The following is a 25906-nucleotide window of genomic DNA, read 5'->3' as shown; positions in this document are numbered from 1 at the left end:
TTGGATTGACGTATGTAGGCCGTTATAACATTCTGCGGTATTTCGTTTTAAGGCACTTTACCATCAAGCCCCATGGCCTGAGAGACTATCTGGTTCTTCAAGAAACTCCGGCTATTTAGCCAACGCATGCCAGTATTTCTTAATAATCTAACCGCTAATGAGTCTTGCGAGAATAGTTGTTTAAACCCTTCCATTAAGCCCATCATCGCAAGGTTTGGTCCCATTCTTCGGCGCTGGTAGCGCTTTAGCATTAATGAGTCATTTGCAGCTAACCCTTGTACTGAACCTTTGATCAGCTCGTCTGCTAAGACAGCTACATCTTGCAGTCCTAGATTAACCCCCTGCCCTGCTAGCGGGTGAATGGTATGCGCAGCATCACCGACTAAGGCAATATTAGACGTTACGTATTGCTTTGCATGGCGTTGCCGTAATGGGATGCTATACCGTTTAGATACGGCTTCGATGCGTCCTAAGCGATGCTCAAAGCTGCGCCCCAATTCTTGGCAGAATACGTCATCACTTAGCGCCATCAATTCTTTAGCGCGTTCAGGTACAGCTGACCATACAATAGATGAGTAATGAGACGCTGTCGCGTCACAACCTAATGGGTCAGCGGCCAAGGGTAAAAATGCTAATGGCCCTGTATTCATAAAACGTTGCCAAGCCGTTTTTTCGTTATGTTTTTCAGTTTTTACCGTAGCGACAATCGCATGATGCTGGTAATCCCACTCTCTTGTGGGCAACCCTGAAACCTTACGAATAAGCGAGTTAGCGCCATCTGCGGCGACAACCAACGTCGCGCTTATCTGAACGTCACTCTCTAATACTAATACAGGGCGTTCTCCGGTTAATTCAACCTGTCGAATTCGTTCACCCGTCAATAGTGTAATGTTGTCATGGCACTGTAATTGTTCGTATACAGATGTGACGGTAATGCTATTCTCGACAATATGCCCTAATGCCGGTTGATAAAGCTCTGCTGCAGAAAACTCGATACTCGCCGTACCATCGCCGTCCCACACTTTCATTTCTTGATAAGGACTGACGCGCTTTTCAAGCATTCGCGGCCATATTCCCAAGTTATCCAAAAATGTTTGAGATGCGACCGTCAGCGCACTGACTCTTGGGCAGTACTGATCAACGGCTCTTTGTTCAGTCTGCGAGCCAGCTACGTCATTAGGGCTAACACTGCCACCGGCGATTAAACAACCTAATGACTGACCTTCGACCACGGCAACACTATACGCTGTTTTGGCAAGCGCACAGGCCAGAGTAGCGCCGACCATTCCGCCGCCCACAATAACGATATCGTATGAATGCTTTATGCTACTCATGATGAAATTTTTGCCTCTGATCCGCCTAGTCCCATTGCCTGCCTCGCAAATAGTCGCTTGGCCCCCGGCAGTATATCCAACCCTACTAATCCTAAATCTCTAAACAGGCCAATACCTGCGTTCGCATCGCCGAACAATCGCGTAATTTTGTCACTAAACAAGATGGTTTTATCCTGATCAATATGGCGATCATGCTCATATCGTTGCAACATAGATAATGAACCAATATCCTCACCCTTATTAGTCGTCTCTATCACTCGTTCAGCTAGTGCGACAACACCTCTCAACGCAAGGTTATATCCTTGCCCTGCAACAGGGTGCAAGGCATGAGCAGCATTCCCTACAACCACGATACCTGCTCGGACCTGTTCGACTGACTGCGTTAGTTTTAAAGGATAATGAGCCCGTGTCCCCACATGCTCGATCTTGCCTAACCGATAACCAAATCGACTTTGGAGTAGCGCTATAAACTCGACATCAGGCATCGCCATCACGTCAACTATCTGATCTTCAGGTAGAGTCCAAATTAATGCGCAGTCTGAATTAGACCGATTATCAGCGCCCCCTAATGGCAACATCGCAATAGGGCCATCCTCTGTGAAGCGTTCAAAGGCTTCATAATCGTGATGATTTGAAGTGGTTACATTCGTCACTAGCGCATGCTGGCCGTAGGTCTCTGTTCTCATTTCTATACCGAGCTTTTGGCAGGTTTCTGACCGCCCACCATCGGCGATAACCACTAACTTCGCCGTAACAGTTTGCCTTTCTGCTTTGGTATCAAACTGACCCGTCTCTTGGTTTCGTTTGATCAAGGTAATGCAATTAGACATTTCAGTTCGCGCGATATCGTCAACCTTAGCAGGGCAAATAAAGTCGACATTGCTGTTGGCTTTGAGCGCTGCAATAAGCGTTCTACCTATCCACTCATTGGGTGCAACGTAACCTAATGCCTCAACATTATAATCGTTTGCTTTGAGTCGCGTTGCGCCAAAACGCCCTTTGTCTGAAACATGTATTTTCTTGATCGGTGTGACATGCTGAGATAGCGTATCCCAAAGCCCTAACTGCTGATAAATAAGCCTGCTACCCCAAGAAATAGCCGTCGATCTCGAATCATAGCTAGGCTGAAATGATTGACAGCTATCATCATGCTCGACCATTGGAAACGGTTCAATAACAGCAATTTTTAATACTGTATTTCTCAACGCCATTGCCAAGCTTGCGCCAACCATACCGCCACCAATAATCACCACGTCATAATGACTACTCATTAATGCACCCTGCTTTTAGTTCGGTTATTGTTAGGCCCCTTGACCCATCAACGCTTCAATTTCTGCTACTTCTTTTGGTGCGTTTTCAGAAAGTACTCGAGCCCCCTCTTTGGTCACAACAACATCATCTTCAATTCGAATGCCAATGCCGCGCCAGCGAGGCTCTACATCTTCATTACGCGGAGACACGTAGAGGCCAGGTTCAACCGTAATCACCATGCCTGGCTCCAACACTCGCCATTCGCCGCCGACCTTGTATTCACCGACATCGTGCACATCCATCCCTAACCAATGCCCTGTTCGATGCATATAAAAAGGCTTGTAGCTTTCCTCTTCAATTAAGGTGTCTACATCACCTTTTAACAAACCATGTTCGACTAACCCTTCAACCAGGACTCTTACCGCAGCCTCATGAGGGTGGTTCCAATGGCTGCCCGGTTTAACCGCTGCAATAGCCGCTTTTTGAGCATTCAGCACTGTTTCGTAAAGCGCTTGTTGTTCAGCAGAAAAACGACCGTTTACGGGGAATGTACGCGTAATATCAGAGGCATAACAGTCGAGTTCACAGCCTGCATCAATTAATACTAAATCGCCATCTTTAAGGGGTGCGTTGTTTTCAATATAATGCAGAATACAACCATTATCCCCTCCTCCTACAATAGATGGGTAGGCGGCTGAACGGCTTCCCGCATCCATAAAGGTGTGAGTAATTTCGGCTTCAAGTTGGTATTCGTATTTTCCAGGTTGGCAGGTTTGCATCGCACGCTTATGGGCCTCCGCACTAATTTCTGCAGCTTTAGCCATGAGTTTAATTTCAGCTGCACTTTTAAACAATCTCATATCATGTAAATAGTGCTCAAGCGCTACAAATTCACCCGGTGGATGAGCGCCATTTCTGACTTTGCTGCGAATGACGTTAATCCACTCCATTAAGCGTTTATCAAACTGTGCATCAAGCCCCATTGAGTAAAACACTTTTTCAGTACCCTCAATCATACCGGGTAAAATATCGTCTATATCTCCGATGGGAAACGCATCGTCCACACCAAACATCTCGGGTGCGCGCTCTGGGCCCGTAATGACCCCATCCCAAAGCTCTTTTTCGATATCTCTCTCTTTACAGAATAGAACACTTTCACCGTGCTCGCGTCCAGGAATTAAAACCAGCACAGCATCCGGCTCAGGAAACCCCGTTAAGTATTGAAAATCACTATTTTGCCGAAAAATATAATCAACATCTCTATTACGAGATTTCACAGGAGCAGCCGAAAGAATAGCAATGCAATTATCGCCCATCTGCTCTATGAGGTTTTTTCGCCGCTTAGCAAACTCTTTGAGAGAGATACCCATAAATTTGAACACCCTACCGAATAAATTATTTTTAGATTATTTAACGCAATGATTAATGAAGTGTTGTACTTTGCTCAGCCTCAGGATCTTCCTGACCATTAAACTCAGAAAACACAGTGACGACGCCAACTCTGACATACTCAATAATCTCAATGATTTCTTTTTCTGCATCTTCACTATCTTCAGCTTGGTCATCTATTTGAGAAATCGCAACCAGGTCTCTCAAAAGCTCTTGTATATCGGCATCTGCCGTCTTTAACTGCCCTTTTGCTGCCAGAGCCAGCCCTTCAAGAAACCCTCTAACCCACATACCCAAAGCTTCAACTCGCTGGTCGAGCACAAACTCATCATCAGGCAATACCAGACTGAACCCCATGGCCATTTCTTCAAGCTGCTGTAAGTTTGTAGTATATAATTCAATAAGATTAGTAAGCGCACGCTCACTTTTATCGTCTTGCACTAACTGTTCTAGCCCCATGTGCTCAACCACAAGCCTAATCCATTCGTCAGCGTTTAGTCTCTCACCACCCGCTAAACGGCCAATAAGTAAACCATGCAATTCACAAGGATGATTTATAGCGCCCTGGCTTGCGTAGAAATTGGCTAACCAATCAAAGTCAGTCTCTTGCTCAATGTTAAAATCAGTCATAGATAAGTCATTTCCAGTCGAGATGGGTTATCGCTCTATTATACGGGTTGAACAGAATGAAGAAACTAAACTACAGTGATTTGTTTCATTAGAGGTTTTTTTCAACAAAACCGCTATACTCAGACTTAAGTAATTCGGGCATCAAATCAACGTATTGAGCGCTATTTAGAGAAAAAGCGTTAAAAATTAAAAAATATTTGTGGTAAGGCCTCTTGTCGGATTGACCCATGACGAGCGCCAAATTATAGTTTTAACAAACAGGTTTTCGGAAAAGTATTATGGCTGAAGCCAAATTAGAAGTTTTGTCAGATAAAGTAGAACGGCTCATAAAGTATTGTGCGCAATTAGAGAGCGATAACTCTGCCCTTCGGGAATTGCAAGAAGGTTGGCACCAAGAGCGCTCTCAGTTAATGCAGAAGAACGACTTAGCGCGTAATAAAATTGAAGCAATGATTGGCCGTCTTAAAGCGTTGGAGCAACATTAATGTCCGAAAGTAATACCGTAGAAGTTAAAATACTTGATAAAGAGTATTTAATTGCGTGCCCGGATGAAGCTCGTTTACAGCTAGAGCGCGCGGCAAAACATCTGGATAACAAAATGCGTGAAATCCGTAATGGTGGCAAAGTGCATGGCACCGAGCGAATTGCTGTGATGGCTGCACTCAATATCACCCATGACTTGCAACAAGGTTCACAGCTTTCAGAAGATACCAATAAGATCATTCAAGATCTTGATGAGAAACTGGACGCGGCATTATCTAAAGCACAGTAAATAAGCCATTCTTTAGTTTTCTATGTTAAGAATGGTTAATTTTTGCTAAAAATCAAATAACCAGATTTAAACCTTCTCCCGCTTCTATTATACTAAGCATTAGTTTCCTGGTGTGTTAGCGAGTTGGATAAGTCCTCGAGCCGATAAGCGTTTTACCGGTGGCGACTCAGGGTAATGTGTGCAAGTCCCCACGTCTTTTATAGAGGTATTCGTATCTCTTTAAGGATATTAGGGGAAAGCCTAATTTATCACAGCTGCTACCACCTTGAACCATAGGGTTCAAGGCCATATTCGACCGCGGCACATTGGGAAACTTCTATCAACTATGGTCAATCACGTTCCTTCAAAACCCGCTTTCGACAAACCCTCACTTAGACGCCAAATGCGCAAAAAAAGACGATCTCTATCGCCTTTTCAGCAAAAGAACGCCGCACAAAAACTAACGTCTACACTAACCCTAAGCCCTTTTTTTAGCCGAAGTAAGCATGTTGCTATTTACTTAGCCAACGATGGAGAAATAGACCCTTCAGTATTTATAACTAAACTGTGGAAGAGCAACAAGCACTGTTACTTACCTGTTTTGCACCCAACAAAAAAAAATCACCTTTGGTTTTATCGATACAACCAGAAAACACCACTGAAAAAAAATCGATTTGGCATTTTAGAACCTTTGATCAACAATAAATCAAGAATATCGCCGTGGGCACTTAACTTAGTGTTATTCCCGTTGGTCGCTTTTGATAGCCAAGGAGGACGCTTAGGAATGGGCGGAGGTTTTTATGATCGGACGTTTGAATTTACACGAAAGGATAAAGCGAGCGCCTTAGGTAAAAGAACTCAACTTTATGGTTTAGCACATCACTTTCAAGAAGTTGCATCAATTCCACTAGAGCAATGGGATATCCCACTACACGGCATAGCAACCGATAAGCAACTCTTTATCACTCATTGAATAAACAAAGGGCGTTTTACTTAGTCAATAAGAAAGCGCCCGTATTGCTTAAAATTACTTTTCTGCAAGTGTCTGAGTAACCGCCGCCTGACTAAGGCGAGGTTCATCGTCAGACAAAATCGAGGCAAACCCCGTTGCGGCTAATCCTAAGCAAAACAAAAAAACAAGTGCAACCATGCTGTCAGGCTTACGCTTCATAGATCCCCCAAAGATCCATTATTGTTAACGTTTCGTAGATTTGAGGCCGTCCATGCTCTCATTTTTCTTTTTGTGGGCATCCTTGCAGTTAAATACGACTCATAATAAGTGTATTTTGATAATCAATTAGTTGTAGCTGTATTACAAACTGTAACACAGCTAACAACGGTAACCTTAAGATATCCTATATTTCGAATTTGTCCAGTTTTCGAGTAATTTTCGCCCAACTATGGTGCGAATTTATGCTGAACTCCCCAAAAATAGCTTATAAGCAGGGTTATCCGTTTCATCCCAGTATCTAAAACCCACCTTGTCTAGCATTTTATGGAGCTCGGGTAGATCGCTATCATCAACCTGAACACCCATCAGTACACGACTATAAGCTGAGCCATGGTTACGGTAATGAAACATCGATATATTCCAACGCGTACCCAACGACATTAAGAATTTCATTAACGAACCTGGGCGTTCTGGAAACTCAAACCGAAACACCTTTTCGTTATCTGTTGCCGCTGAGTGACCACCGACCATATAACGAATATGTAGCTTTGCCATTTCGTTATCCGTCAAATCAAGCACTGGGTAACCGTCTTCTTTTAGACTCGCCAACAGTTCTTCGCGGTCTTGACCGCCCTGCTGGATTTGAACCCCAACAAACACTTGGGCAGCAGACAAGTCGGAATAGCGATAGTTAAACTCAGTAATGTTACGCTTACTCAACGCTTGTACAAATTGCTTGTAGCTTCCAGGCCGTTCTGGCAACGTCACCGCCAGTATCGCTTCTCGCTTTTCACCTATTTCAGTTCGCTCAGAAATGTAACGTAAGCGATCAAAGTTCACATTGGCACCACTCACGATTGCAGCCAAATTGAGGCCTTCTATGCCTTCGCGATCGACGTATTTCTTTAAGCCTGCAATCGATAAAGCACCCGCAGGCTCAGCAATAGAGCGAGTATCATCAAAGACATCTTTCATCGCTGCACAAATTTCGTCAGCCGTCACTTTAATGACCTCATCAACACAGTCTTTTGCCACTTCAAATGGCAACTTGCCAATCTGCTTAACAGCAACCCCGTCGGCAAAAATACCGACCTCATCAAGGATCACACGTTTATTGGCTTTAAGTGCTTCATATAAACATGCAGACTCATCTGACTCTACACCTATTACCTTTACGTCTGGTCTTACGTACTTAATATACGCTGCCATACCGGCGATCAGTCCGCCACCGCCTACAGGTATAAAAACTGCGTGCAGCGGTGCGGAGTGCTGCCATAACAACTCCATTGCAACCGTTCCTTGCCCGGCAATCACTTCTTCATCGTCGTAAGGAGGGATATACACCATACCCTTTTTCTTGACTAGGTCTTGCGCATAAGCCGACGCTTCATCAAACGCATCACCAATAAGAATCACTTTTGCCCCTCGACTCTTAACCGAATTCACTTTTATTTCAGGGGTTGTTCTCGGCATTACAATAGTCGCTTTTATGCCCAGTTTTTGAGCAGAATACGCTAACCCTTGTGCATGATTTCCGGCAGACGCAGCGATAACACCTTTAGCTTTTTCTTCTTCTGTCAGCTGAAAAACCTTGTTGTATGCGCCCCGAATTTTGAATGAAAAAACCGGCTGCAAGTCTTCTCGCTTAAGCACAATATGGTTTTTAAAACGGGTAGAAAGAAGTCTGGCGTGTGTTAAGGGGGTTTCGATAGCTACGTCATAAACCCGCGCATCGAGTATCTTTTTTATATATCGCTGTGACATGAGATATTTTTCTATCTGTATGAGGGTGGAACGAAGCATTAACGATTTGTTAACGGTACAACGCCTTGAAGAAATTACAGTACTGGATCTTTACTATAACAATATTATCTTATTGATTCGAGATTACTACCCTAACACTGTTTTTTTCGCCACAAAACACGATTAACCTTGAATTAAAAGACGACCGGTCATATATTATGATCATGCCAAGACCTAGACGAAGTGAACAGACGCGCGAAGCGCTAATAGAAAACGGTATCGAACAGCTATCTTTGAATGGCTACCACGGTACTGGAATCAAACAAATACTCGATGCGGTAAACGTACCCAAGGGGTCGTTTTATAATTATTTTGCTAGCAAAGAAGCCTTTGTCGCTGAAATTTTGCGCGAGTATAGCCATCAATATCTGAAGATACTTGATGACTACGTTGCTAACTCTGAAGAGTCCCCCCTCGATAAAATTAAAACCATATATGAATTTATGCTGACTAAATTCTCTAATGAAAACTGCCAACGAGGCTGTTTAGTGGGCAGCATTGCAGCCGAAATAGGTAACCAGAGTGAAGTCTGCCAAGCGGCTATGCTGGAGTCAGTGGCACTATCTAAAGAACGCGTATCCACCCTCATTCAGCAGGCACAAGACAGGCGCGAAATCCGCAATGATTTAACCGCAGACCAAGTGACAAATATTTTTTGGGCAACGTGGGAAGGCAGCCTGCTAAAAATGAAAATGGAAGGAAGTATTGATTCTGCAAAAGACACACTTTACATCATGTTGGATCACCTACTTAAACCCCTAGCCATCAACCAGAATACATAGACGATCCGTCTACCGCACTATTAAAGAGGACAATTTCGTGAATAAAGATATTAACCTGAGCGACTCGTTCACCTTAAAAAACGGCACCGTTATTAAAAATAGGTTATTCAAGTCGGCCATGAGCGAGCAGCTTGGTACTAAAGATCACAACCCAACCAAAGGGCTAGCAACACTTTATAAAACATGGGCCGAAGGAGGCCTAGGGCTGTCTATTACTGGCAATATTATGATAGATCGCACCGCACTGGGCGAACCTAAAAATGTAGTTTTAGATACTCAAAGTGATTTAGAACCATTCAAAAACTGGGCTCAAGCAGGTAGCGTAAACGGTTCTCATATATGGACTCAACTTAACCACCCGGGTAAACAAATACCCAACTTCATTACCAAAGAGCCCGTTGCACCTTCGGCAATCGCTCTTGAAAATGGGCTTGAAAAGGGGTTTAACCAGCCTCGTGCGCTAACAGAAGACGAGATATTCGAGATCATCAACAAGTTCGCCACAGCGGCAGAATTATCGAAGCAAGCAGGCTTCACAGGCGTACAAATTCACGGCGCACACGGCTACCTTGTCAGCCAGTTTTTATCGCCTCGTCACAATCAGCGAGATGATCAGTGGGGCGGCTCTCTTGAAAATAGAATGCGCTTTGTATTGTCGGTCTATCAAGCAATACGTGAAAAAGTAGGCGCCGATTTCCCGATTGGTATAAAACTCAACTCTGCTGATTTTATGCGAGGCGGCTTCACCGAAGAAGATTCGATGGAAGTCGTTAAAGCATTGGCAAACGCGGGGATTGATCTTATTGAAATTTCAGGCGGTACCTACGAAAGCCCGTCAATGGTCGGTCATAAAATGAAACCCACCACGCAAAAACGCGAAGCCTACTTTTTAGAATATGCAGAAAAAGTGCGAAGTCTAATTGATACGCCTCTGGTGGTAACAGGTGGATTCCGGTCTGCTGATGGCATGGTGACAGCCCTTAGAAGCGGCGCAACAGACTTTATTGGTCTTGCTCGCCCACTAGCGGTATATCCAAACTTACCCAACGAGCTCATGGCAAATGCGTCTCACAGCATTGAACTCCGCCCTCTCACCACCGGTGTAAAAATGGTTGACAAGATGGCGATGCTTGATATCACATGGTACGAGTTTCAGCTTGAAAGAATGGCTAAGAAGAAAGCACCAAAGCCTGATATGAGTGAATGGGGTACATTCTTGAAAACGTTACTCGGTGCAGGGGTCTACGCATTTAAGAAACGCCGCGCTTAATCTGTAGCCGCCGATTTTTAATCTTCACAAATTGACCCATTAGAATGGGAGGGCGTCGTCCGCCCATTCTAAATTCAGCCACACTATTAAAGCAATAAACTCCCCGCCTCCCAACACTCTAATAACTCGTCAGCTGGCTTAGGTTTACAATACAGATAACCTTGAGCGAAGTTACACTTCTGATGAAGCAAATAATCTCTATGCGCTATTGTCTCGACCCCCTCAGCTAAGACCGTCAAGCCTAATGATCGCCCCATACCAATAATCGCATTAACAATAGCCTCATCATTGACATCATCCAGAATATCTCGAATAAATGACTGATCAATTTTCAATATATCAATGGGAAAGCGTTTTAAATAGCTCAACGATGAATACCCTGTACCAAAGTCATCAACCGCTAAGGTAATGCCTAACCCCTTTAGACTATGAAGCTGAGCGATCGTGTCTTCTACATCCTCAATAAGAATACTTTCAGTCAATTCAACCGACAAATGCTTAGCCTGCAACCCAGTGGAAGCCAATGAGCTTTTAATCACATCACAAAGATGGTCGCCATGCCTAAACTGGTAAGCCGAGACATTCACTGCCACTTTAACTTCAGGAAACCCTTGCAGTTGTAGTCGTTTATTTTCTTCACAAGCTTTACGAATAACCCAGTCCCCGATCGTACCAATCATCCCCGTTTCTTCTGCTAAAGGGATAAACGTAAGGGGCGATATCATCCCTTGAATGGGGTCAATCCAACGAATCAACGCTTCTAAGCCAATCAACTCCCCGGTTCTTAAATCAACTTGAGGCTGATAATGTAAAACAAAGTGCCCACTTTCAACGGCGTGTCGTAGCTTATTCTCAAGTAGCAACCGCTCTTGAGCCTTCGTGTTCATTTCTTCTTTGTAGAATTGGAAGTTATGCTTCCCTTCTGCTTTAGCATGATACATAGCCATATCAGCATTACGCATCAGTGTATCTCGGTCACTTGCATCTTGCGGGTATACTGAAATACCGATACTAGAACTGATGATGACCTGGTTACCCATTAGCTCAATAGGCTTAGCCAATGTCTCAATAAACTGCGACGCAATATCCGTAATTTTCTCAACACTAGGAATGCCCCTCAAAATAATAGTGAACTCATCTCCACCTAAGCGTGAGACAGTGTCTTCTTCCCGAACCAGCTCCAGAAAACTCTTCGCCACATGTTGTAACAGCATATCGCCGTACTTATGCCCTAATGAGTCATTGATCCGCTTAAAATTATCAAGATCAAACAACATCACCGCCACCATTTGATGGGGGTAGCGTTTAACGCTGGCAATAGCTTGATCTAGCCGATCGGCTAATAGCCTTCGATTTGGAAGATTCGTTAAGGGGTCATAAAAAGCGAGTTTTTTAATCGTCTCCTGAGCCTCATGTAGCTCAGTGTTATCTTCCTGAGTTGAAAGATAATGAGTAACATTGCCCTGCTCATCTTTAATGGGCGAGATGGACTGCAACGACCAATAAAGGCTTCCATCTTTCTTTTTGTTTTGAAGTTCACCATTCCACTCTTCGCCCGCCAATAAGGTTTCCCAGATTTCTTGGCTAATCGCATGAGGGGTGCTTTCGCTTTTAAACACCTTAGGTTTTTTACCGGCAACTTCAGCTAACGTATAACCAGTTAGCTTAATAAATGAACGATTTACATACTCAATATCGCCGTCAGCATTGGTAATAATGATCGCGTTTGCGCTTTGTTCTACCGCCTGCGATAGCTGTCTCAGTTTACCCTCGGCGATTACTCTCTGCTCTTCATGATCAAGGTGCAATATGGCGGCACTAAGATCATCACTCAGAGTGGTCAACAAATTAAACATCTCATGACCAAAAACATTAGGGAGCTCTGAGTAAATTGTAAATATAGCAAACACCTGGCCTTCAGCTTTAAGGGGCACCGCTGCAATAGCCTGAAACCCTCTTGATACCGCGGCATCACGCCAAAGCTCAAAATCTGGATCAATGGTCACGTCATCCACACAATACACTTTTGCGAGTTTTGCCGCTTTTCCTACAGGCCCATTTGACCATTCCGACTGGTCCGCTCTCATTTTCAGGCCTTTTAAATAACCACCTTCATCACCCGCAAATTGGCTCGGCACCACATTGATACCATCGATTAAGCCGACCCATGCCATTTTAAAGCCGCCCTTCTGAATCGTAATATCACAAATACGCTGAAACAAATCCTCTCGATTAGTCGCTAACAAAATCGCCTTATTTGTATGACTCAGTACCGTATAAAGCCGATTTAGGCGGGTAAACTTCTCTTCAGCTTGCTTGCGTAGGGTAATATTTCGCCGCACATGCACCATGCCTGCGAGCTTATTTCTAAAGTGTATGTTTGATAATGAAACTTCGAACCACTGCTCATCGTCTGGATTAAAAAACTCGAAACACCGCAACTGTTTTTGGTTAACAATTGCCTGACATATCTCACACGCCGCCATATCCGTACTTGCCGGGTGGAGTATCTCATGGCAATGAATACCTATAAGATCAGAAGAAGATAGTTGAGTAACGTCTCTGACCGCCTCGTTAACTTGCCTAACCACACCACGACCATCAATCACAACCGTTTCATCAGGGATCGCATCGTAAGTGTTCGCTTCACGCGAAAGGTTTCTAAAAGGTTCCTTTAATGAAGACTCGATTAACGCGACATAAATTGCCCAAAATGAAATTAGCTTGAGTAGGTGTCCGACCATCAACATCACGCCGTCTAGATCACTGTACAGTGTAAAAGAAAGCTCAGCCGCTATTGTGAATATGATTGATGTGTACATTAGACGTAATACGTAAGTATCAATTCTCTTACGCTCACGCCACAACGCAAAGAATGCTAACGCCAGCATAGCAATAATAATATATTCGCTTATGACCTTTATCGCTTGCAGACCGTCACCCGCAAGATACATAACGGGAACCCAATGATTAATAACCGCCCAAAGCCCTAAAACCGCAAACATGGCACAGTAAAAAAATGCCATAAATCGATTGAGTGTCCGGTAAATAAAGATGGGCGCAGCGAGCAGAACAAATGCCTCAAAAAACCTCGAGATAACCCATATTTGTAATGTCGGGTTTGCATCTTCTATCGAAAAGAAAGGTAACCCCAAGAACGTAAGCATATGAAAAAGGTCGAGTGTACCGACCCAAAAATAACCTACGCCCAAAAACATCAAATAGTTATTACGTGAGAGTGCATAGGTATTCCATGCAACAACGAATGTTATCATTGCAATGGTAACGGCAAATAACTCAGACAGCGTATGGAAAAGTAAAGGGCTAAATAAATTCACCGGAATCAACCCGGCCACAAACAAGACCGGCGCCCACCAATTAGAGGCAACGGACTCTAACGTTTTTGCCATACCTGTATTCTTTAGCTGAGTATTAATAAGTCCTCACACATATTTTCTATCAAACGCGTTCTAACGATGTATCGGCAAACTTACTGAATGTCGATGCCAAAAACCTATTGGCTATAGTCTATGCACGGCGGTTTATGCATACTGATATTTAATAATAGAAGATATTCTGAAAACCAACATTAAAATCGAGAAAAAACACATTATTAGCCTGTCCTCTTCCAACAATATATCGCAAGAACAACAACAAATAGCAACGGCACACAAATAACCAGCAAAGCCTGCCAACCCAATGTATATAGCACCCAGCCAGACGACAAAGAAGCAACAGCTTGAAGCCCAAAAACAAAAAACTCATTAAATCCCTGCGCTTTAAATTGCTCCCCTTCACGATAACTTTGTGGCAACAGTGCCGTGCCACCGACAAACAAAAAATTCCAACCTATCCCTAATAATACGAGTGACGCCCAGTAGTTCATCAGCGATTGATCGACAAAACCAATAATAATGCAAAGCACGAAGGTAAAAACGCCCGCCAACATAATATTGCTACTACCAAACCTTCCAACCAGCCAACCGCTAAAAAAAGAAGGTAAAAACATCGCCATAATATGACTCTGAATAACCCACTTGGTATCTTCTAGCGAATGCCCCATTTGAGTGTGCATACTGAGCGGCGTCGCCGTCATAATAAAACTCATAACGGCATACCCAACCGCCGCAGATAGAACGGCAGCCCAGAATAACGGCTGCGCTGCAATAACAGATAATCCGCGTCCTTTGTTTTTGTGTTCAGCCACCGGTATGGGATTAGGCTTATACAATAGAATCAAAGCACTGCCCCCTAAATACAGGACAGCCAAAATCACAAACCCGCCCGCATAAGGCGTGGCGAGAACATCTTTACTCGCGAGCGAAATCTCAGGCCCAACATACGCGGCGATTAACCCACCCAGCAGCACCCTGGCAGCCGCACTCGCCATTTTATTCGGCTCAACACTTTCCATAGCTGCAAAACGATATTGCTGAACAAAAGCTAGACCCGCACCTAAAAAAAAGATGCCGCCACAAAAGCCCCAAAAGCTCTGAGTTGAAATAGAGAACGCCGATAAAAGCGCCCCACAGGTGCTAATAAAACTGCCTAATAAAAACGCACGTTTTCGCCCTATGCGCTGCATAAGAAAAGCAACAGGAATAACCGCAACAGCAGTGCCCACCACCAATATCGCAACAGGCAATGTAGCTAATGAGCTACTAGGTGCTAACGCTGCACCAATAAAACCACCAGTAAAAACCACCATTGGGGCAGCGGTCATGGCTATTGACCCGACAACCATCAATAACCATACGTTAAATGGCAGTGTTTTCATCTAGCACCCTCAATTAGCCCCATTCTTTTAATAAGAAATAAAGGCACACAAAACAATATAGACCATCACCTCTGACAGCTGCTGTGCAGCCCCCAAGCAATCACCGGTATAACCGCCAATTTTACCAACGAGATAACGACTCAAGATTATATGCATCACAAATAAGACCGATAAAAGACTCATCACTGTGATTAGATTGAGTAACATCAGTACAGCAACAACACTCAAACCCGCAAACAACACACCATTGTTCGATAAATGGCTAGCCAACGGCCTCACTTTGCTCTGATCGATATCCTGCACATATTCCAAGCTATGAATAAAAGATATAGAGAAGAGTCGGCTAAGGGGGTGTGCGACCAAAAATGCAACAACAACGGCACTTGAATAGTCGCCATTTAATAACGGCAAGCTTGCTTGTACTCCCGCAGCAGTTGATACAGACACATCAGGCGACATAAGCGCGAGCGTAAGTAACGCCATAAATTTGATCGCTATAACCAAAAATAACCCCACCGAACCATACGTGCCTAGCCGGGAGTCTTTCATGATGTGTAGAATCTGATCTTTTTTCCAGCCGCCCCCAAACCCGTCACACATATCGGCTAAACCATCCTCATGAAATGCTCCGGTCACCCATATAGTCAGAGCCATAGACAATATTATGGCTAGCAGCGGGCCTAACAGTATAGACAAAAGTGCATAGGCTACAGCAGCAATCACGCCGACCACTAACCCAACTAAAGGAAAGTAGCGAGCAGATTCATTGAGGTAGCGTTCTTCAAACTTCACCCACTTAGGAGACGGGATGCGTGTCAAAAACATCAATGCAGTAAAAAATAGGTCTAACTCTTCACGCCAATTTATATTTTTCATAAGGATTTTAATTACAGAAAGTAGATAACAGGACGTTGGCCCGTGATAATGAAAAAAGCGCTACGGAGTGTCTGCGAATCTTGCCTAAACGTCAACAGAAGATAGTGTATAAACCTAATCAGCGCTATAATGGTTGTATCATTTGTACCCCTAGATTATTAACGTACTGACTACACCTGAGACGCACTTACGTTCCAGCAATCATGGAGATATCATGAACCAAGATCAGCTTAAAGAATCGGTAGCAAAAGCAGCCCTAGATTATATTCAACCTAAGCTATCAGAAGACAGCGTCATCGGTGTTGGTACAGGTTCAACCGCCAATTATTTTATTGATGCCCTTGCTACCATTAAAACCTCATTTGACGGGGCTGTCGCAAGCTCTGAAGCGACGGCTGAGCGGCTAAAAGCACACGGTATTCCCGTCTATGAGCTTAACTCGGTTTCATATCTTGAGTTTTATGTAGACGGTGCAGATGAAACCAACGATCAACTTGAGCTCATCAAGGGCGGTGGCGGTGCGCTCACCCGAGAAAAAATTGTAGCGGCGGTTGCCAACGAGTTTGTCTGTATTATCGACGATTCTAAAATGGTGAACATTTTGGGTGAATTTCCGCTACCAATTGAAGTACTGCCAATGGCCCGCAGTTTTGTTGCGAGAGAAATAGTCAAAATCGGCGGAGACCCGGTCTACCGTGAAGGGTTTGTCACCGATAACGGCAATATTATTTTAGATGTTCACAACATGGACCTTTCGGCCCCCATTACTGTTGAGCAGCGCATCAACCAAATTACCGGTGTTGTCACGAACGGCCTTTTTGCCTATCGCCCAGCAGATGTTGTCTTAATGGGGACTGCAGAAGGTGTTAAAACACTCAAGGCTAAATAGTCTTATAAACTAGCACTTAGAAACTCGCGAGTGCCTACCCTCGAACACCGTAATTGTACCTTGTTGTCATCCTCGCATAGGCGGGGATGTCTGTTGTTTCTGGATGGACACTCGTCAGACGGCGACACCTAGCGTGGCTGTCGTTTAATTTAAGTCAGCCGCGTAGCTTTTTAAAACATCCAACGGAATAATCTCAAGTGCTTTTATATGTGTACGAGACAAATGAACTCGTGGCGCCATCCCCTGCTCGTGCGCTTCTAACCATCGAGCCGCACATAAACACCAACGATCACCCGCTTTTAAACCCGGGAAACCATAATCTGGCATCGGGGTCGAAAGATCATTGCCTTTAAAGCGTGAAAATTCCAAAAACGTTTGAGAGGTCTCGATACATACCGTATGAGAGCCTAAGTCCTGATCGTTAGTGTTGCAGCAGCCATCTCTAAAAAAACCGGTTACAGGGTCTTCACTACAGCTAATCAATGGCTCCCCAAATACATTAACGGACTCATCCATCTCAAGCTCACTCATAATACCTCCTTAGATTACGCAACTATGTCATTTAGAAGCGCTTATTATCATCTTTTCTAAATGCCTCAAACGCGGCTAACTCCCATGGTCTCATGGCAATCATGATACTACTACCGAATCGCTCGGTTAGCGGTAACTCTTGATCCTCTTCATTGAACTGGCGAAACTCCTGAGCCAGTCGCTCCATTTTTCGAATCAATATCTCATTTGAGGCGCGCGAAAGCATGCCCGACGCAAATATTCTGGCCTCACCAGGCCCATTAAAGCGCGACTTAAAGAAGTTAGATTGTACCTCTTCATCAAAAAACCGGCTAATTGGGCCGTTTGGGATCCAACTAAAATCGGTCGACATCAGTAGTTTGACCCTATTATTAGGTTGTAACTCAATTAGCTTTAATTTGTCCAGCGCCGCGAGCATCTTAATAAGCTCATGCTCTGTCAATTTATAGGCATTCAGAATATCTTCAAACGTCCACCTATTGGCGACACAAATCGCCACTAACAATGTTTTATGGTCACTCACCAACCAGGCTTCTTGCTCTAATGTCAGCTGACTAATCAAACGCTTTTCCTGATCCATTTTTTGTAACAGCTCAGATATCTCCATATGCATTAGCTGACATATTTGATCAAGCCGCTTTAACGAAAAGTCTTTATCTGCAAACAAACGCTTGACGCTCGACTCAGCAATACCCAATGCTTCGCCAACATCTCGGTAGGTTAACCCATGAGATTTTAACGCTCGCTTTAATGCACTCACTATGCTGCCCGTTTCCGCCAACCTGCTCTCTCCTTTCGGCACATTCAAACTCATAAAGTATCACTATACGATACTTATAGTTCAGTAAACATAGACTTCAAGCATAAAGGTTGTTTATTTAAGCCTTCATCTCTAAATTTCACTCATCAACTGAACACACATACACAGTCCTATCGACATAAGCAGTCGATTAACACAAACAACACGATTCAGGAGAATCAACATGATGATTGATGAAGTGCAAAGTAATAGTCAAAGCTGGTTGTTTTTCGTTAAAGCATCTTTTGCCATCTCACTCCTCGCAATGGCTGTCGGTATTGTCATGATTCCTGCCGACATGATGGTTAAAGGGTATTTAGGAATATGCGCACTATTTGTCGTGAGCTCAACGATCACGATGTCTAAAACGCTTCGAGACAATCACGAAAGCCAGCGACTAATTAACAAGCTATCTGAAGCGAAGACACAACAAATTATTAAAGAATATTCAGATGCTTAAGTCGTTAATAATGAGCAAATTTTAGGAGAGTTAAGATGAACATCATGAGAAAAATTTCGACCGCACTTCGTGGTTCCGTTAGAGAAAGCGCAGAAGTAGTTATTGATGCCAATGCAATTCGTATATTTGAACAGGAAATACTCGATGCAGAACAAGGTATCGCACGATCAAAGCAACAGCTGGCTCATGTAATGGCAGAACGCGTTCAACTAGAGCGCGCTAATACCGCCCTAAAAGAGCAAATAATCAATCGTGAACAACAAGCGGCTAAAGCGTGGAACATAAATGATGAACAACTAGCAACCGAGCTGGCTGAAGATATTTTTGATAAAGAGCAGACCGTAAACGAACAACAATTGGCGGCACAAAACCTCACCACACGAGAAAGGAATCTCACCCGAAAAATTCAAGCAGCAGCACAACAAATAAAAACCTTTCGCCGAGAGCTTAGCATCGCCAAAGCAACCGCCTGCGCACAAAAGGCATCAAATTTGGCAGGCTCACACTCTCAGTCTGTCGATACCCATATCATCGACCTGAATGCATCATTACAGCGTATCAAACAAAAACAGCAACGAGTTGACGATACATCTGAGGCCATCTCGACCATTGAGAGTGAAATTGGTGAGGGCTCGCTAGATAAAAAAGTTGAAGAGGCAGGGCTAGGTACTCGAAAAGCGGATATTCAATCAATTTTAGACCGAGTGAAGAAGGTATAGACCAACACTGAAAACAGGATCGCGGCGGAGAGCAGCGTCTACAATGAGAAAATCATCTATTTATATACGATGACGCCAACATTGTAGAAGCGCCACTTTGCCGCGATATCTTGACCTAATACCATTAAGAACTACCCTAAGAGTCGCCATCCTAAATACATCAGGGAATACACCAGATGAAACTCTTAGACCTAGCCGGTAGCATTTTATTTAACAACACATTGCCCGCAACCCCTTCTAGCCAAAAAAACAAAGTAATACTCAACCCCAAAATCGAGAATTATGATCACCTCGATAAGACATCAAGGGCGTTGATAAAAAAGACTATCGCGTTTTTTGAAGCGCGAGGGAAAGCGACACTTAAAGAAGATGATCATGAGCGCACATGGTATGCAGACTTTTTAGCGTTTCAAAAAAAAGAGAAGCTTTTTGCTACTTTTTTAACACCCGAAGGCTATGGCACTAAAGACCAGCGATGGGATACCGCCAGAAACTGCGCACTTAACGAAGTATTAGGCTTTTATGGCTTAGCCTATTGGTACACCTGGCAGGTGACTATTCTCGGATTAGGCGCCATTTGGATCAGTCAAAACGAAGCCGTTAAAAAACGTGCCGCCAAACTATTAAAAGAAGGTGGTATCTTTGCTTTTGGCTTATCTGAAAAAGAACATGGAGCAGACATCTACTCAAGCGATATGCTTTTAGCCCGCCAAGAAGACGGCACCTATGTGGCTAATGGTAGCAAGTATTATATTGGTAATGGGAACAAAGCCGCGCTGGTATCGACGTTTGGCAAACTCACCGACACCGATGAATACGTTTTCTTTGTGGTCGATTCACAACACGATAACTATGAGCTAGTGCAAAACGTCGTAAATTCGCAAAACTATGTCTCCGAATACACACTTAACAACTACCCCGTTCGCGAAGAAGATATCTTAGCTAAAGGCCGCGATGCTTGGGACATGGCGCTTAACACAGTTAACGTGGGCAAGTTTAACTTAGGTTGGGGGTCCATTGGTATCTGCTCTCATGCGTATTATGAAGCGATTAATCATGCCTCTAGCCGCCGCCTATTTGATCACTATGTAACGGACTTCGTCCATATTCAGCAGCTCTTTACAGAAGCTTACGCACGCCTAACAGCAATGAAACTATTTGCGCTAAGAGGTGCCGATTACATGCGGTTTGCCAGTGCTGAAGACCGTCGCTATCTGTTATTTACTCCAATGGTTAAAATGAAGGTGACGACACAAGGCGAAGAGGTGATAAACCAACTTTGGGACGTCATCGCCGCGAAGGGGTTTGAAAAAAATATGTACTTTGAAATGGCCGTGAGAGACATTCGCGCACTACCTAAGCTTGAAGGCACGGTACATGTCAATATGGCGTTAATTTTGAAGTTTATGGCCAACTACTTTTTCAAACCCGCTAAGTTTCCTGACGTTCCGACAATGAACGAAACCACTAATGATGACTTCTTATTTAATCAGGGGGAAACAAAAGGGTTAGGTAAGACACGATTCCATGATTATCGTAAAGTGTACGACAGCGTTGACCTGCCTAACGTCAACATATTCAAAAAACAAATACGCCTGCTTAAAATGCTACTGGTGGCAGGCAAGCCCAGCAAGGAGCAAAGCAAAGATTTCGATTTCTTGTTGATTCTTGGCGAACTGTTCACCTTAGTTGTCTACGGCCAGTTAATTTTAGAAAACGCCAAAATTAAAGACATTGAAGATGACTTAGTCGATCAGATCTTTGATTTTATCATTCGTGATTTTTCAAAATTTGCACTGCAGCTAAGTCAAAAAGGGTGCTCGACGCTGGTCCAGCAAACCTTCTGTAACCAGATGATCAAACGCCCAAACGTTGATGACGCGCGCCAAATTCGCGTCTGGGAAAATTACGCCTATGACATGAAAAACCAGTACGAGATGACCCCATAAATTAGCCTAGCTAGTAAACATACTGAAACACCGTAACTGTACCTCCTGTCACCCTTGCTAATGCGAGAATGACATTTGTTTTAGGGTAGAGGCTAGCTAATTTATCGTCGAGCAGACGTTAAGTCGAGTCTGCTCGACTCTCTCATTCATTCGTTATAACGTCATTTATCATTGTTTGTCCTAGATTAAACTAAACGCTTATTGATAATCTGTCATTGTCCCTCTATATTCCATCCTCCCGAAACCAAAATCAAAGCCGTTTAACATGACAACTCCCGATCAATCGCTCTTATCTTCACAGCCGTCCCAGCCGGTAACGATTGCTAATAGTTTTAAAATGACGCTCCCTGTTTTATTCGGCTACGTTCCCATGGGAATGGCCTTTGGTTTATTGCTAGCAGACCAAGGATATGCTTGGTACTGGGCAACCATCATGGGGGTGGTTATTTTTGCTGGCGCCGCTCAATTTATGGCCATCGGGTTACTTGCAGCAAGTGCGGGGATGTTTGAAGTCGCCATGACAACGCTATTACTGAACTCTCGCCACGTATTTTATGGCTTGTCACTTATTCACCACCTCAAAGCAACCGGCTGGCGCAAGCTATATATTATTTTTGGACTCACCGATGAGACGTATTCACTACTCACGGCTCACCATGCGCTGAAGCATCAAAGCCATACAGAAAAAACACCGCTCGAAAACCAAGAGGAGGGTAAATTTCAATTTATCATTGCCGCGCTTAATCAAAGCTACTGGGTATTAGGCTGCACCATTGGCGCATTGCTGGGTGGCGCAATAACCTTCGACACAACAGGACTCGACTTTACATTGCCGGCACTATTTATGGTGTTGGTTATCGAGCAATATAAAGCGACACGAAAACTATTCCCCTTTGTGATTGCCTTGATCTGCGCGATCGCCTCGTTAACGCTCTTTGACTCCGATAGCATGCTACTCATATCCATCACGATGACATTGGCACTTCTACTGGGTAAACAACAATTAGACATTCGGGGATTAAATAGTAGAAGGAGCGCGAAGTAATGGATAATATCTTTTATCTTATTAGCTTTATTTTAACCATGAGCCTTGCAACATTTGTCACGCGGGCCGCCCCTTTTATTTTGTTTCACAAACAAGGCGAGCATCCCCTATTAGTCTTTTTAGGCCGCTATTTACCGCCCGCTATTATGCTTTTATTGCTTATCTATTGCGTTAAAGATATCAACTGGTTTGTCGATAAGGGCGGCGTCAATGAGCTAATTGCATTAAGCGTTGTGACGGCTGCTCACCTAATGCTTCGTAACCCATTGATTAGTATTTTGTGCGGGACGGGGCTTTATATGTTCCTACAGCAAAGTGCTTAAGCGTGCTATCTTGCCATCAAGCCATCATCAGCAATAACCTTAGAGGCCTTTAAATTAGCATATGATCGGTTAAACCCGTTCAGGATAGTTTCATAATGAGGGTTTGTACGATTTATCCACGCAACGACAGGGATCGTTTTTAATGGGTAAAAGTAGTAAGGAGACTCTTTATTATCTGAGTATTCGCGGAGCAACGGACCTGTTTCACTAGAGCTCCACAAAAAGTCCCCCCTTCCCTTACCAAACATTTTTAACGTCAAACGAGCCGTTCTTGCCTCAATGACTCTCGTCGCATGATTACTTTCGAGTTCTTTTAGATCTTTGAATACTAAATGAGGAAGTTCAAATCCCAACGGTATAACCAATGAGCGCCCTTTCAAGAGCGATGAGTCTATCTCAGTCTCTATCTTCTCTCTTGAATAAATCCCCCCAACCCATTGATATGACCAGTCACTCACAATGCAGCATTCATTAAAACGAGGAATTTTACCGGTAAGCAGTATATCTATATCACCATCTTCAAGCTGTTTATATGTTCGCGCAGCACTGATCGCAGTAAACTTACAACTGATACCTTGCTGCTGACACATTTTTTTAAACACATCAACAAACTCTCCTTCGACTTGATCGCGTTCATTTAAGTGATACAGCGGAGGATAATCATACCCCGCTATTTTTAACGTCAATGACTCGGCGGCCCATAAATCTAAAGATATCACCGACATTAACAAACAGTTAAAAAGCAGCTTCACTACAATGTTCCTATTAATAATCACTCAACCATACTTGGCGACTAGATAGTTTCAGTATGGATAAATATTCAGATAGCACAAACTTTTACAACATTCTGCGCCTACTATAGCGACTTATTTTTAGCTTAACGGTGTCGCTGCTGGGTAACAAAGCTGCTTTATTTTTGACTTTAAGTGCTCGGGTTTAAACGGTTTTCCAAGGTAATCGTTCATGCCTACCTCGTAAGCTTCTGCAACAAACTCATCAGTTGTGGTAGCCGTTAATGCAATAATGGGCAAAGGCGCTCCTTTCATCAAGCTGCGAATAGCCAACGTAGCCTGAAAACCATCCATCACTGGCATTTGTATATCCATTAAGATCAGGTCGTACTGCTTTTCATTAATTTTCTGTACGGCTTCTTGGCCATTTTTAGCAATATCAAATTCAACGCCCCATTTACTTAACCACTTTTGAATAACCATCACGTTTACGGGGTTATCTTCAGCAACCAAAATAGAAAGACCGTCAAGCCCCACATCGCTCTGCACATGATATCGGCTATTCATGTATTTAGACGGCCTGGATAAAAGTGCTTCGGGCGTTTTTTGCATCGCCAAAATAAAAGAAAAGCGCGTGCCTTTACCTTCTTCACTTTCAACTTGTATCTCAGAACCAAAAGCGTCCAAAAGGCCTTTGGTGATGGAAAGTCCTAACCCACTACCGCCGTAATGTCGGGTGATAGTATTGTCAGCCTGAGAGAACTGCTCAAAAATATACTCTAGCTTATCTTTCGCTATACCAATACCTGAATCCGACACCTTAAACTCAATATCCGCACTATCGTGTTCGTCTTTAATTACGTTCACCTCTAATGATACCTGCCCCTCCTTGGTGAACTTGATAGCGTTACTGGTCAAGTTAAGAAGAATTTGAGTCAAACGTACAGGGTCGCCTTGGTAGTTTTGGGCTAATTGGTCATCTAATTGAACAGAAAACTTGATACCTTTTTCAAACGCTAAATATTTAGAGCTGCTCTTAATGCTGTGAATTAACTCAGCAAGACAAAAAGGAACCGTCTCAAGGGTAATTCGGCCTGCATCAATTTTACTAAAGTCCAGCACATCATTAATAAGCGCTAGCAGGTTTTCACCCGCGAATTTAAGTATATTCAGGCTCTCAATTTGTTCTGGTTTTGGATTATCTTCTAACAGCAATTGAGCCATACCAATCACGCCATTAAGCGGAGTTCGGATCTCATGGCTCATTGTCGCCAAAAAGTTAGACTTCACCTTAGCGGCTTCTTCAGCATTATCTTTAGCTTCTATTAATGCAAGCTCGGTTAGTTTCTGTTGAGTAATATCTTTTGCCGTTGCAGCCACACCAACCGACTGCCCACTTTCATCAGTCACCACAAACTGCGTTAACAGCGCAGTAAATTGGCAACCATTCGATTTCCTAAGCGCGATTTCACCTCGCCAATTCGTTTGCTTAGATTTGGCCTCCTCAATCAAAGGTGGCTTTAATGCGTCACTATCTTGGGTGGTAACATATAAAGACTCTAATTTTCGACCAATAAGCTCGGCCTGATCATACCCATAAAGCTTTTCTGCCGCCTGGTTTGCAAACGTTATCTGGCCATCCATACCACAAAATAAAACCGCATCCAGGTCATTGTTCAGTATTTGCTTGCTGACGACTAGCTGCTCAAATCGTCGTTGTGCAGCGTCACTCTCATGTCGAAAGAAAAGAATAAACACCACAGAGCATGAGAGAGCACCTAACACAGTTGAGATTTGGATACACCCAAGCGCCTCAGCCGACAACAGGTAAACCGCAAGTGGTTCCACATTAAAAACTAAATCAAGCACAATAAAGAACACCGCGGAAGTCAAGCAGATCGCTTGCAAACGATATTCTCGATAACGAAACAGCATAACAGCCGCCGGCAACCCTACAATTAAGTAGAGATAAACAAAGCTTTCTTGCCCCAATAACGCTGAATTAAGAAACCCTAAGCTGTAATTCACCATCACAAATGAAATACGGGTAAAGCGGATATACCCTAGCTTGTTTAGATATGGGATAGAAAAATTGAACAGAACAAGCATCAGAACAGTTGAAAAAACGCGATGAAGCTCGTAATGCCAATAAATAAAGAGGTATGGAACAAGCCCTAAACCTAGGGTGATAGCAGAAGCATTACAAAGCCGTATGCACTTTTTTAAGCTCGAGGCTATATCTGGGATTACCCCCCAATCAATTAACTTTTTTATTGAAATTGCCATTTGCGAATACTACTTTCCATTTAATACCGCTAATCAAACCTAAAGCACTGGATTCGTCTCACTTGATACGTGCCAAGCAATTATTAGTGTACTTTAGCGTTAGCGTTACCCTACATTCCTAAAAGTATACTTAACACTTA

General features: G+C 43.5%; 24 protein-coding genes and 1 other RNA gene. 12 read left to right on the top strand and 13 right to left on the bottom strand.

Annotated features, from left to right (window positions below):
• Positions 1-47: 47 nt before the first annotated feature.
• The 4 genes from NKI27_RS03120 to NKI27_RS03105 are packed head-to-tail and all read right to left on the bottom strand — an operon-like array spanning position 48 to position 4604.
• The gene (locus NKI27_RS03120) at positions 48-1334 is read right to left on the bottom strand and encodes a UbiH/UbiF/VisC/COQ6 family ubiquinone biosynthesis hydroxylase (RefSeq protein ID WP_265048241.1); all 1287 of its coding nucleotides are present in this window, start codon (positions 1332-1334) and stop codon (positions 48-50) included.
• Positions 1331-2605, bottom strand: coding sequence for a 2-octaprenyl-6-methoxyphenyl hydroxylase (gene ubiH / locus NKI27_RS03115; protein ID WP_265048240.1), 1275 nt, complete (start codon positions 2603-2605; stop codon positions 1331-1333). Before ubiH ends, NKI27_RS03120 begins: the two co-directional genes overlap by 4 nt.
• A 30-nt stretch (positions 2606-2635) precedes the next feature.
• On the bottom strand, positions 2636-3955 hold the full coding sequence (gene pepP, locus NKI27_RS03110; RefSeq protein ID WP_265048239.1) for a Xaa-Pro aminopeptidase: 1320 nt from the start codon (positions 3953-3955) through the stop codon (positions 2636-2638).
• A 52-nt stretch (positions 3956-4007) separates the two neighbouring features.
• Positions 4008-4604: a UPF0149 family protein gene (locus NKI27_RS03105; RefSeq protein WP_265048238.1), complete on the bottom strand. Its 597-nt coding sequence runs from the start codon at positions 4602-4604 to the stop codon at positions 4008-4010.
• Positions 4605-4882: 278 nt separating this feature from the next.
• Between NKI27_RS03105 and NKI27_RS03100 the strand changes: the two genes are divergently transcribed.
• The 4 genes from NKI27_RS03100 (at position 4883) to NKI27_RS03085 (ending at position 6328) form a co-directional block, all read left to right on the top strand.
• Complete coding sequence (locus tag NKI27_RS03100; RefSeq protein WP_265048237.1) at positions 4883-5089, top strand: TIGR02449 family protein; 207 nt, start codon at positions 4883-4885, stop codon at positions 5087-5089.
• Positions 5089-5376: a cell division protein ZapA gene (locus NKI27_RS03095; protein ID WP_265048236.1), complete on the top strand. Its 288-nt coding sequence runs from the start codon at positions 5089-5091 to the stop codon at positions 5374-5376. Before NKI27_RS03100 ends, NKI27_RS03095 begins: the two co-directional genes overlap by 1 nt.
• Before the next feature lie 101 nt (positions 5377-5477).
• Positions 5478-5692: non-coding RNA, 6S RNA (ssrS, locus tag NKI27_RS03090), on the top strand.
• 9 nt (positions 5693-5701) lie between these two features.
• Complete coding sequence (locus NKI27_RS03085; protein WP_265048235.1) at positions 5702-6328, top strand: 5-formyltetrahydrofolate cyclo-ligase; 627 nt, start codon at positions 5702-5704, stop codon at positions 6326-6328.
• Between the two features lie 54 nt (positions 6329-6382).
• Here NKI27_RS03085 and NKI27_RS03080 read toward each other — a convergent pair whose 3' ends face one another.
• Together NKI27_RS03080 and ilvA are read right to left on the bottom strand one after the other, a co-directional pair.
• The gene (locus tag NKI27_RS03080) at positions 6383-6526 is read right to left on the bottom strand and encodes a hypothetical protein (protein ID WP_265048234.1); all 144 of its coding nucleotides are present in this window, start codon (positions 6524-6526) and stop codon (positions 6383-6385) included.
• A gap of 240 nt (positions 6527-6766) precedes the next feature.
• Positions 6767-8290, bottom strand: a complete 1524-nt coding sequence (ilvA, locus tag NKI27_RS03075) for a threonine ammonia-lyase, biosynthetic (RefSeq protein ID WP_265048233.1) — start codon at positions 8288-8290, stop codon at positions 6767-6769.
• A 197-nt stretch (positions 8291-8487) separates the two neighbouring features.
• Here ilvA and NKI27_RS03070 point away from each other — a divergent pair, with 197 nt between their 5' ends.
• Positions 8488-9111 carry a TetR/AcrR family transcriptional regulator gene (locus NKI27_RS03070; RefSeq protein ID WP_265048232.1) on the top strand — a complete coding sequence of 208 codons (624 nt, stop codon included), beginning with the start codon at positions 8488-8490 and terminating at the stop codon, positions 9109-9111.
• Between the two features lie 37 nt (positions 9112-9148).
• Positions 9149-10381, top strand: a complete 1233-nt coding sequence (locus tag NKI27_RS03065; protein WP_265048231.1) for an NADH:flavin oxidoreductase/NADH oxidase family protein — start codon at positions 9149-9151, stop codon at positions 10379-10381.
• Positions 10382-10467: 86 nt separating this feature from the next.
• On the opposite strand, the gene NKI27_RS03060 is transcribed toward NKI27_RS03065, so the two are convergent.
• The 3 genes from NKI27_RS03060 to NKI27_RS03050 all read right to left on the bottom strand — a co-directional run bounded on the left by NKI27_RS03060 (position 10468) and on the right by NKI27_RS03050 (position 16034).
• Positions 10468-13791, bottom strand: a complete 3324-nt coding sequence (locus NKI27_RS03060) for an EAL domain-containing protein (RefSeq protein ID WP_265048230.1) — start codon at positions 13789-13791, stop codon at positions 10468-10470.
• A 203-nt stretch (positions 13792-13994) separates the two neighbouring features.
• Positions 13995-15158: an MFS transporter gene (locus NKI27_RS03055; RefSeq protein ID WP_265048229.1), complete on the bottom strand. Its 1164-nt coding sequence runs from the start codon at positions 15156-15158 to the stop codon at positions 13995-13997.
• Positions 15159-15185: 27 nt separating this feature from the next.
• Entirely contained in the window at positions 15186-16034 is an 849-nt protein-coding gene (locus tag NKI27_RS03050; protein ID WP_265048228.1) for an adenosylcobinamide-GDP ribazoletransferase, read from the bottom strand.
• A gap of 214 nt (positions 16035-16248) precedes the next feature.
• Between NKI27_RS03050 and rpiA the strand changes: the two genes are divergently transcribed.
• Positions 16249-16923, top strand: a complete 675-nt coding sequence (rpiA, locus tag NKI27_RS03045) for a ribose-5-phosphate isomerase RpiA (protein ID WP_265048227.1) — start codon at positions 16249-16251, stop codon at positions 16921-16923.
• Between the two features lie 144 nt (positions 16924-17067).
• Here rpiA and NKI27_RS03040 read toward each other — a convergent pair whose 3' ends face one another.
• Positions 17068-17454, bottom strand: a complete 387-nt coding sequence (locus tag NKI27_RS03040) for a DUF2237 family protein (RefSeq protein WP_265048226.1) — start codon at positions 17452-17454, stop codon at positions 17068-17070.
• A 31-nt stretch (positions 17455-17485) separates the two neighbouring features.
• Entirely contained in the window at positions 17486-18268 is a 783-nt protein-coding gene (locus NKI27_RS03035) for a helix-turn-helix domain-containing protein (protein ID WP_265048225.1), read from the bottom strand.
• 169 nt (positions 18269-18437) lie between these two features.
• Between NKI27_RS03035 and NKI27_RS03030 the strand changes: the two genes are divergently transcribed.
• From NKI27_RS03030 to NKI27_RS03010, 5 genes are all read left to right on the top strand, one after another.
• Positions 18438-18713: a YiaA/YiaB family inner membrane protein gene (locus tag NKI27_RS03030; protein ID WP_265048224.1), complete on the top strand. Its 276-nt coding sequence runs from the start codon at positions 18438-18440 to the stop codon at positions 18711-18713.
• Positions 18714-18748: 35 nt separating this feature from the next.
• A complete protein-coding gene (locus tag NKI27_RS03025) occupies positions 18749-19432 on the top strand; it encodes a PspA/IM30 family protein (protein WP_265048223.1) in 684 nt (227 codons plus the stop codon).
• Between the two features lie 176 nt (positions 19433-19608).
• Positions 19609-21381: an acyl-CoA dehydrogenase gene (locus NKI27_RS03020; RefSeq protein WP_265048222.1), complete on the top strand. Its 1773-nt coding sequence runs from the start codon at positions 19609-19611 to the stop codon at positions 21379-21381.
• 265 nt (positions 21382-21646) lie between these two features.
• The gene (locus NKI27_RS03015) at positions 21647-22426 is read left to right on the top strand and encodes an AzlC family ABC transporter permease (protein ID WP_265048221.1); all 780 of its coding nucleotides are present in this window, start codon (positions 21647-21649) and stop codon (positions 22424-22426) included.
• Positions 22426-22749, top strand: coding sequence for a branched-chain amino acid transporter permease (locus NKI27_RS03010; protein WP_265048220.1), 324 nt, complete (start codon positions 22426-22428; stop codon positions 22747-22749). The genes NKI27_RS03015 and NKI27_RS03010 overlap by 1 nt, the downstream gene beginning before the upstream one ends.
• Before the next feature lie 5 nt (positions 22750-22754).
• Here the strand turns inward: NKI27_RS03010 and NKI27_RS03005 are convergent, their stop codons facing one another.
• Both NKI27_RS03005 and NKI27_RS03000 read right to left on the bottom strand, forming a co-directional pair.
• Positions 22755-23501: a transporter substrate-binding domain-containing protein gene (locus NKI27_RS03005; RefSeq protein ID WP_265048219.1), complete on the bottom strand. Its 747-nt coding sequence runs from the start codon at positions 23499-23501 to the stop codon at positions 22755-22757.
• A gap of 120 nt (positions 23502-23621) precedes the next feature.
• Complete coding sequence (locus tag NKI27_RS03000; protein WP_265048218.1) at positions 23622-25766, bottom strand: hybrid sensor histidine kinase/response regulator; 2145 nt, start codon at positions 25764-25766, stop codon at positions 23622-23624.
• Positions 25767-25906: the final 140 nt, after the last annotated feature.

Source organism: Alkalimarinus alittae (assembly GCF_026016465.1).
In the GTDB taxonomy this organism is placed as follows: Bacteria; Pseudomonadota; Gammaproteobacteria; order Pseudomonadales; family Oleiphilaceae; genus Alkalimarinus; species Alkalimarinus alittae.
This window is presented reverse-complemented; position numbering and strand designations above follow the sequence as displayed.